Below are 6962 nucleotides of genomic sequence, written 5' to 3' on the forward strand. Positions count from 1 at the left end.
GGTCCAGGGGCCTCGTCGCGCGGGGTCGGTCAGGACGACCGGCCCCCTTCCGTGCGCAGCTCACGCACTCCGGCCACCAGGAGCACCGCCCCGGCTGCTCCCGCCGACCACAACACCTGCGGTCGCGTCCCGGCGTCGAGCACCATCAGGACCAACACCGCGGCCATCGCGGCGAGCGCCGTCCAGGTGAGCCACGGGAAGCCCCACATCCGCAGGCTCAGTCGCTCGGGCGCCTCGCGCTCGATCCGGCGCCGCAGGCGCAGCTGCGAGACGGCGATCAGCGCCCAGACGAAGAGCAACACCGCGCCGACCGCGTTCAGCATGTACAAGAAGATGGAATCCGGCCATTTCAGATTGAGCAGCACGGAGGCGAAGCCGAACGCCACCGAGGCGAGCACCGCCCGGCGCGGCACCCCGCCCCCGCTGCCGGCCGCGCCGGGGCGGGAGGCGCCCCGCCCGGAGAGTCGGAGCAGCCCCTTCGGGGCCTCGCCCCGACCGGCGAGCGAGAACAGCATCCGGGACGACCCGTACAGGTTCGCGTTGAGGGCCGAGAGCAGTGCCGCGAACACCACCACGTCCATGATCCGGCCCGCTCCCGGAACGCTGATGGCGTCCAACACCGCCACGTAGGGGGACTCGCCCGGCTCCATCGAGGTCCAGGGCAGCAGCGTCACGACGATCAGCATCGAGCCCACGTAGAAGAAGAGGATCCGCCACACCGCGCTGCGCACCGCCCGGGCCACGTTCCGCGCCGGATCGTCCGACTCGGCCGCCGCGATCGTCACGACCTCCAGGCCGCCGAAGGCGAAGACCACGACGAGCACCCCGGACACGACCCCCGACCAGCCGTGCGGCAGGAAACCGCCCTGACCGGTCAGGTTGGCGAACCCCACCGGGTCCGTGTCGGGCAGCCAGCCACCGATCGCCAGCACCCCGAGCACGAGGAAGAGGACGATCGCGCCGACCTTGAGCGCCGCGAACCAGAACTCGAACTCGCCGAAGTTCTTCACCGACGCCAGGTTGGCCAGGGTGAAGACGACCATGAAGAGCAGCACCCAGCCCCACTGCGGCACGCCCGGAACCCAGCCGTGCGCGATCCTCGCCGCGCCCGTCGCCTCCGCGGCGAGGACCACGACGAGCAGGAACCAGTACAACCACCCCACCGAGAAGCCCGCCCAGCGGCCGAGCGCCCGCTCCGCGTGGACGGAGAAGGACCCCGAGGAGGGCATCGCCGCCGACATCTCGCCGAGCATCCGCATCACCAGCATCGCGAGCCCACCGGCAAGCAGGTAGGAGACGACGATGCCGGGGCCGGCGACCGCGATCCCTGCGCCCGAGCCGACGAAGAGCCCGGCGCCGATCACCCCGCCGAGTCCCAGCATCGTCAGGTGACGCTGCTTCAGGCCGCGTGACGGCGGCTCCGGTTCGACGGGCGGACCGGTGGGCGGGCCGGTGGGCGGGCCGGTGGTCGGAGGGGACGTCGGAGCATCGTGCATGGAGGGAACTCACGTTCTCGGAGAGCGGGGGCTTTATGGAGACCCCACAGTCTCTCCGTTGACCTCCTGTGAGAGCAAAAGGTGCTTCTCCACGGGATATCCACGTGACGAGGGTCACGTGATCCGAGGTGTGGGGATGCATCTTTGTCAGAAGTCAATGAAGCGGCTGCCGTTCCCTTTGTCGGCGGCTGACGGTGATCGACCGCTCACTCCTGGCATAGCGTCAACCTGTCCCTCCCACCCTCACCCCGCGGAGTACCCGATGAGCACCGCCGTCGCCCCCGCCCGCTCCCTTCCCGCGGGCGCCGTCCTCGCCGACCTGCTCCCGGCGAGCCGCGCCCGCGAGATCGCCCTGGTCGTCGGCGGCGCCGCCCTCACCGGCATCGCCGCGCAGATCGCGCTCCCGGTGCCCGGTTCCCCGGTCCCGGTCTCCGGCCAGACCTTCGCCGCCCTGCTCGTCGGCACCGCCCTCGGCGCCCGCCGCGGCTTCCTCTCCCTCGCCCTGTACGCGGTTGCGGGAGCGGCGGGCGTCCCGTGGTTCGCCCAGGCCGGCTCCGGCTACGGAATGCCCTCCTTCGGGTACATCCTCGGCATGCTCCTCGCCTCGACCGTCGTCGGTGCCCTCGCCCGCCGCGGCGCCGACCGTTCGGTGCTCCGCACGGCCGGTGCCATGGTGCTCGGCTCGGCGATCATCTACGCGGTCGGCGTCCCCTATCTGGCCCTCGCCACCGGCATGACCTTCGGCCAGGCCGTCAGCGTCGGCCTCGTTCCGTTCCTCATCGGCGACGCCCTCAAGGCCGCGCTCGCCATGGGTGCCCTGCCGGCCGCCTGGAAGCTCGTCGAGCGCAAGGGCTGAACCCGCCGCCCCGTGCCGTGAAGGGCCCCGCCGCTTGCGCAGCAACGGCGGGGCCCTTCCCCGCGCACGGGGAGCGGGGCCCCGCACGGAACGACCCGGCGACCCCGCTGGCCGCCTCCCGGCCCCCGGCGTGCCACACTCGGCGTCATGCGCGTCTACATCGGTTCCGACCACGCCGGCTACGAACTCAAGAACCACCTCGTCGAGTGGCTCACGGCTCACGGGCACGAGCCCGTCGACTGCGGCCCCCACATCTACGACGCCCTCGACGACTACCCGCCGTTCTGCCTGCGCGCCGCCGAGAAGACGGCCGCGGACCCGGACAGCCTGGGCATCGTCATCGGCGGCTCCGGCAACGGCGAGCAGATCGCCGCGAACAAGGTGAAGGGGGTGCGCGCCGCCCTCGCCTGGAGCGAGCAGACCGCCGCCCTCGGCCGCGAGCACAACAACGCCAACGTGATCTCCGTCGGCGGCCGGATGCACACCCAGGAAGAGGCGACCAAGTTCGTCGAGATCTTCCTGAGCACCCCGTACTCCGGCGACGAGCGCCACACCCGCCGGATCGACATGCTCACCGCGTATGAGAACACCGGCGAGCTCCCCCCGATCCCCGCGCACCACCCGCAGGAGCCGACCGCCTGATGCCCGAGGGGCACACCATCCACCGGCTGGCCGCCGACCACCGAGAGCGGTTCGGCGGCCGGCCCGTGCGCGTCTCCAGCCCCCAGGGCAAGTTCGCCGACTCGGCGGCCCTGCTCGACGGCACCGTCCTGGAGACCGCCGAGGCCCACGGCAAGCACCTCTTCCTGGCCTTCGCGGGAATCGGCTGGGTCCACATCCACCTGGGCCTCTTCGGCAAGGTGAACTTCGGCGCCGCCCCGGCCCCGCCGCCCACCGACACCGTCCGCCTGCGCATCGCCGACGCACACGGCCACGTCGACCTGCGCGGTCCCACCACCTGCGCGCTGATCACCGACGCCGAGAAGCAGGCGATACACGAGCGGCTGGGTCCCGACCCGCTCCGCGACACGGACGACCCCGACCGGGCCTGGCGCCGGATCTCGGCGTCCCGCACGACGATCGCCGCCCTCCTCATGGACCAGAAGGTCATCGCCGGCGTCGGCAACGTCTACCGCGCCGAGGTCCTCTTCCGGCACGGCATCGACCCGTACCGGGCGGGCAAGGACCTCACGGCGGGGGAGTGGCACGCGATCTGGACCGACCTCGGCGAACTGATGCGCGAGGGCGTCCGCCTGAACCGCATCGACACGGTCCGCCCCGAGCACACCCCCGAAGCCATGGGCCGCCCGCCCCGCGTGGACGACCACGGCGGCGAGGTCTACGTCTACCGCCGCGCACACCAGCCCTGTCACATCTGCGCGGAGGAGGTCCGCACGGCAGAACTGGCGAACCGCAACCTCTTCTGGTGCCCCCGCTGTCAGAAGCGCTGACCCCGACGCGGCCACCCCGCCCCGGAGCACCCGCGCGACGGGCCCCCGGGAACCCGAGCGACTGGCCCGCCCCCGGAGCACCCCGGCGACGAGCGGGAACCGCGTCCCGGCGCCCGCCCTCCGGGAACCCGGCCCTAGAATCCGTGCGGCAGCCACGGCGCGACGGCCGAGCCGAAGCCCACGGACGCCTCGACCAGCGCCCCTCCGCGCAACTCCCGGACCCGCCCGGCCGCGGCCAACGACACCAGCGACGTACCGCCCAGGTAGGCCGCCCCCAACTCCCGCGCGGACAGGGCCAGGTCCGGGACGTCCCCGGTGCGGACGCAGACCGCCCCCTTGGCGTCGCCCGTCAACCGCCACCGACCCGCGTTCCACGGGCAGAACGGGTCCGCTACCTCCAGCACCACGTCCAGCGGCGCCTGGTACGTCCGGGCCCCGAGCGCCGCGCCCACGTCCACGAGGCGCACGTGCAGGGAGTCCCGCAAGGTCGGTGCGCACCGACGCACGTCGCTCACCAGGTGCTGCCAGCCGTCGTCCACCGGCCGGCCGCTGATCCGCACCTCCGAGGTCAGGTCCACCGAACAGAGGAACCGCCAGAGCGCCGCCTCCGCCGCCGGATCGAGCCCCAGCAACCGGTGCACGCGCACCGACCCCTCGGCCCCCGCGAAGGACCAGTCCGGCTTGATCGCGTAGTGCGCGAACCCCACGACCTCCCCGTCCCGCTCCGCGAGCACGCAGAACCGGGGCGACGTCCCCTCCCGATCGGCCGGGGGGTCCAGCAGCGGCAGCCGCTCCCACCCGGGCTGCCGCGCGAGCATCCCCGGCCGCAACGGCACCGACCTCGCGTACACCGCCTCGCACGCCGCGGAGGAGTCCGCCAGGTCGGCCTGCCTCAGCACCACGGAGTCCGTGCCCTCCGGCACCGTGAGCCGCACCCGGTTCGTGTCGATCGTCGCCCGCACCGCGTACGCGGCGACGCCGTAGCCGAACCGCCCGTAGATCTCCGGTTCGGACGCCGTCAGCACGGCGAGCGGCTCGCCCGCCGCCCGCAGGTCGTCCAGCTGCCGCCGCATCATCGCGGTGAGGATCCCGCGCCGCCGGTGGGTTCCGGCCACGCTCACCATCGTCACCCCGCCCGCCGGGACCGACGCCCCGCCCGGCACCGTGAGCCGGAACGTGAACGCCCCCGCCGTACCCACGCACAGATCGCCGTCCCACGCCCCCAGGGAACGGTCGCACTCGGTCAGGTCGTGCCACAGTTTCCGCTCTTCCGGACTCTCCTGCACGCCCCCGAAGGCGAGCTCCAACACCCCGTACCAGCGGTCCCACTCCAGCGGGTCGAGAACCCGCAGCTCAGTCGTCATGTGCCATCGATACCAACGGCTCGCGCCGGTAGCGACCCGATTTCCCGCACATTGTCACGGGGGTACCCCTGCACGACGCCCGACGGGATGGATAGGGTCCAGGCCAATGGGACATCGCGCGGGAATGAACACGTACGCGGCCCGGACACGCAGGCGCGTGCGCCGGGCCCGTGTTTCGCTGCGCAGATCCGCGGTCGACTACTTCCGGGGGGACGGCGCCGACTGGCTCGCCTTCGTCGGACTCCTCCTGGTGATCCCCGCCATCGCCTGCGGCAGCCTCATCGACCCCGTGTGGTGCTCGCCGGCCGCGCTCGCCCTGCCCATCGTGGCGGGCGGGCTGCTGCTGCGGCCCGCCAGTCTCCTCGCCCTGTACGCGGCGGCGGCAGGCGCCCTCATCGTCGAGTCCGTCGTCCTCGGCCCGTACACCCAGGGCCCCGCCAGGGTCACCCCCGGCACCGTCCTCGTCGTCGCCGCCTGCGGCCTCTTCGGACTGCTCATCGCCCAGTTCCGCGCCCGGGTCGGCGTGCCCTGGCGGCGCGGCGGCACCATGCTCTTCGACCTGCGCGAACGCATCCGCGTGCAGAGCGCACTGCCCCGGCTCCCCCAGGGCTGGCACCGCGAGATGGCACTGCGCCCGGCCGGCGGACAGTCCTTCTCGGGCGACTTCGTCGTCGCCGCCCGCACCCACGGCGGTCGCACCCTGGAGGTCGTCCTGACCGACGTCTCCGGCAAGGGCATGGACGCGGCCTCCCGCTCCCTGCTGCTCTCCGGGGCCTTCGGCGGACTCCTCGGATCCCTCCCGCCGGACGGCTTCCTGCCCGCAGCCAACGGCTACCTCCTCCGCCAGAACTGGGACGAGGGCTTCGCCACCTCCGTCCACCTCGTCCTCGACCTGGAGTCCGGCGACTACGAACTCTTCTCCGCCGGTCACCTGCCCGCCCTCCAGCTCCACGCGGGCAGCGGTCGCTGGGAGGAGAAGGCCGCCGAGGGCCCCCTGCTCGGCGTCTACGACGGGGCCGAGTTCCATCCGGTCAAGGGGGCGCTGCGTCCCGGCGACGTCCTCATGCTCTTCACCGACGGCCTGGTCGAAGCCGCCGACCGGGACATCGCCGAGGGCATCGACCGGCTCACCGGCGAGGCCGACCGCTGCGTGGCCGAAGGCTTCGAGGGCGTCGCCTGGCACCTGATCGAGGCCGTCGCCAAGGACGTCAACGACGACCGCGCCCTCCTGCTGATCTCCCGCCCGGCCTGATCGCCCGGCCTGATCGCCCGCTTCCGATCGATTCCGGCCATCCTGCGGTCCTCCGCACGATCGGGGCGCACCGCGAGGACCTCGGCGCGGCTTCCCGCCGAGCGGCGCCGGCGCACCCGCTTTCCCCGCGGCCCGTCCCTCCTGCCGAGACGATTCGTCACCCGGCAGCGAGGGCAGGAGGGTTGGTGGCACGATGGAGGGCAGCGGGGGGTGTTCCGAGACAGGGGCTCCCTGGTGGGCAAGGTGGGACCGACCGAGGGTGGGATCAGTTGTGGCCATTTCACTGTCTGTGGTGTTGCTGTTGGCAATCATCCTGGTGGTGTTGATCCGCGGGGGGAACCTCAAGGCCGGCCCGGCCGTGGTCGCGGTCCTCTTCGGGTTCTTCCTCGCTTCCACCGGCATGGCCGACGACATCCAGCGCTTCCTCGACTCGATCACGCAGACGGTCGCCTCGATCAAGTTCTGAACCCGTTCGGGTGGGGCCCCGTGGGGCGCCCCACCCGAACGCGAAGAGGGCCGGGCCCGGTGCGCTGTCTCGCGCAC

Annotated in this window: 7 protein-coding genes; 5 read left to right on the forward strand and 2 right to left on the reverse strand. The window is 72.6% G+C overall.

Features of this window, described 5'->3' with window-relative positions; all coding sequences use genetic code 11:
- Positions 1 to 29: 29 nt before the first annotated feature.
- On the reverse strand, positions 30 to 1496 hold the full coding sequence (locus tag ACFW22_RS35385; protein WP_386412814.1) for an amino acid permease: 1467 nt from the start codon (positions 1494 to 1496) through the stop codon (positions 30 to 32).
- Positions 1497 to 1758: 262 nt separating this feature from the next.
- On the opposite strand from ACFW22_RS35385, the gene ACFW22_RS35390 reads away from it, so the two are divergent.
- The 3 genes from ACFW22_RS35390 to ACFW22_RS35400 all read left to right on the forward strand — a co-directional run bounded on the left by ACFW22_RS35390 (position 1759) and on the right by ACFW22_RS35400 (position 3803).
- Positions 1759 to 2352, forward strand: coding sequence for a biotin transporter BioY (locus ACFW22_RS35390; RefSeq protein ID WP_386412817.1), 594 nt, complete (start codon positions 1759 to 1761; stop codon positions 2350 to 2352).
- A gap of 147 nt (positions 2353 to 2499) precedes the next feature.
- Positions 2500 to 2994: a ribose-5-phosphate isomerase gene (locus tag ACFW22_RS35395; protein WP_386412820.1), complete on the forward strand. Its 495-nt coding sequence runs from the start codon at positions 2500 to 2502 to the stop codon at positions 2992 to 2994.
- Positions 2994 to 3803: an Fpg/Nei family DNA glycosylase gene (locus ACFW22_RS35400; RefSeq protein ID WP_386412823.1), complete on the forward strand. Its 810-nt coding sequence runs from the start codon at positions 2994 to 2996 to the stop codon at positions 3801 to 3803. The genes ACFW22_RS35395 and ACFW22_RS35400 overlap by 1 nt, the downstream gene beginning before the upstream one ends.
- A gap of 134 nt (positions 3804 to 3937) precedes the next feature.
- Here ACFW22_RS35400 and ACFW22_RS35405 read toward each other — a convergent pair whose 3' ends face one another.
- On the reverse strand, positions 3938 to 5167 hold the full coding sequence (locus ACFW22_RS35405; RefSeq protein WP_386412826.1) for a GNAT family N-acetyltransferase: 1230 nt from the start codon (positions 5165 to 5167) through the stop codon (positions 3938 to 3940).
- Positions 5168 to 5273: 106 nt separating this feature from the next.
- Here ACFW22_RS35405 and ACFW22_RS35410 point away from each other — a divergent pair, with 106 nt between their 5' ends.
- The gene (locus ACFW22_RS35410; protein ID WP_386412829.1) at positions 5274 to 6419 is read left to right on the forward strand and encodes a PP2C family protein-serine/threonine phosphatase; all 1146 of its coding nucleotides are present in this window, start codon (positions 5274 to 5276) and stop codon (positions 6417 to 6419) included.
- A 271-nt stretch (positions 6420 to 6690) separates the two neighbouring features.
- A complete protein-coding gene (locus ACFW22_RS35415) occupies positions 6691 to 6885 on the forward strand; it encodes a hypothetical protein (protein WP_056558898.1) in 195 nt (64 codons plus the stop codon).
- Positions 6886 to 6962 lie beyond the last annotated feature (77 nt).

The sequence above is a fragment of the Streptomyces sp. NPDC058872 genome, from assembly GCF_042743065.1.
GTDB lineage: Bacteria > Actinomycetota > Actinomycetes > Streptomycetales > Streptomycetaceae > Streptomyces.

What these genes read in the sequence shown, in the direction of transcription:
- ACFW22_RS35385 (WP_386412814.1), bottom strand. Translation starts at nt 1,496, where the DNA reads ATGCACGATGCTCCGACGTCCCCTCCGACCACCGGCCCGCCCACCGGC.
- ACFW22_RS35390 (WP_386412817.1), top strand. Translation starts at nt 1,759, where the DNA reads ATGAGCACCGCCGTCGCCCCCGCCCGCTCCCTTCCCGCGGGCGCCGTC.
- ACFW22_RS35395 (WP_386412820.1), top strand. Translation starts at nt 2,500, where the DNA reads ATGCGCGTCTACATCGGTTCCGACCACGCCGGCTACGAACTCAAGAAC.
- ACFW22_RS35400 (WP_386412823.1), top strand. Translation starts at nt 2,994, where the DNA reads ATGCCCGAGGGGCACACCATCCACCGGCTGGCCGCCGACCACCGAGAG.
- ACFW22_RS35405 (WP_386412826.1), bottom strand. Translation starts at nt 5,167, where the DNA reads ATGACGACTGAGCTGCGGGTTCTCGACCCGCTGGAGTGGGACCGCTGG.
- ACFW22_RS35410 (WP_386412829.1), top strand. Translation starts at nt 5,274, where the DNA reads ATGGGACATCGCGCGGGAATGAACACGTACGCGGCCCGGACACGCAGG.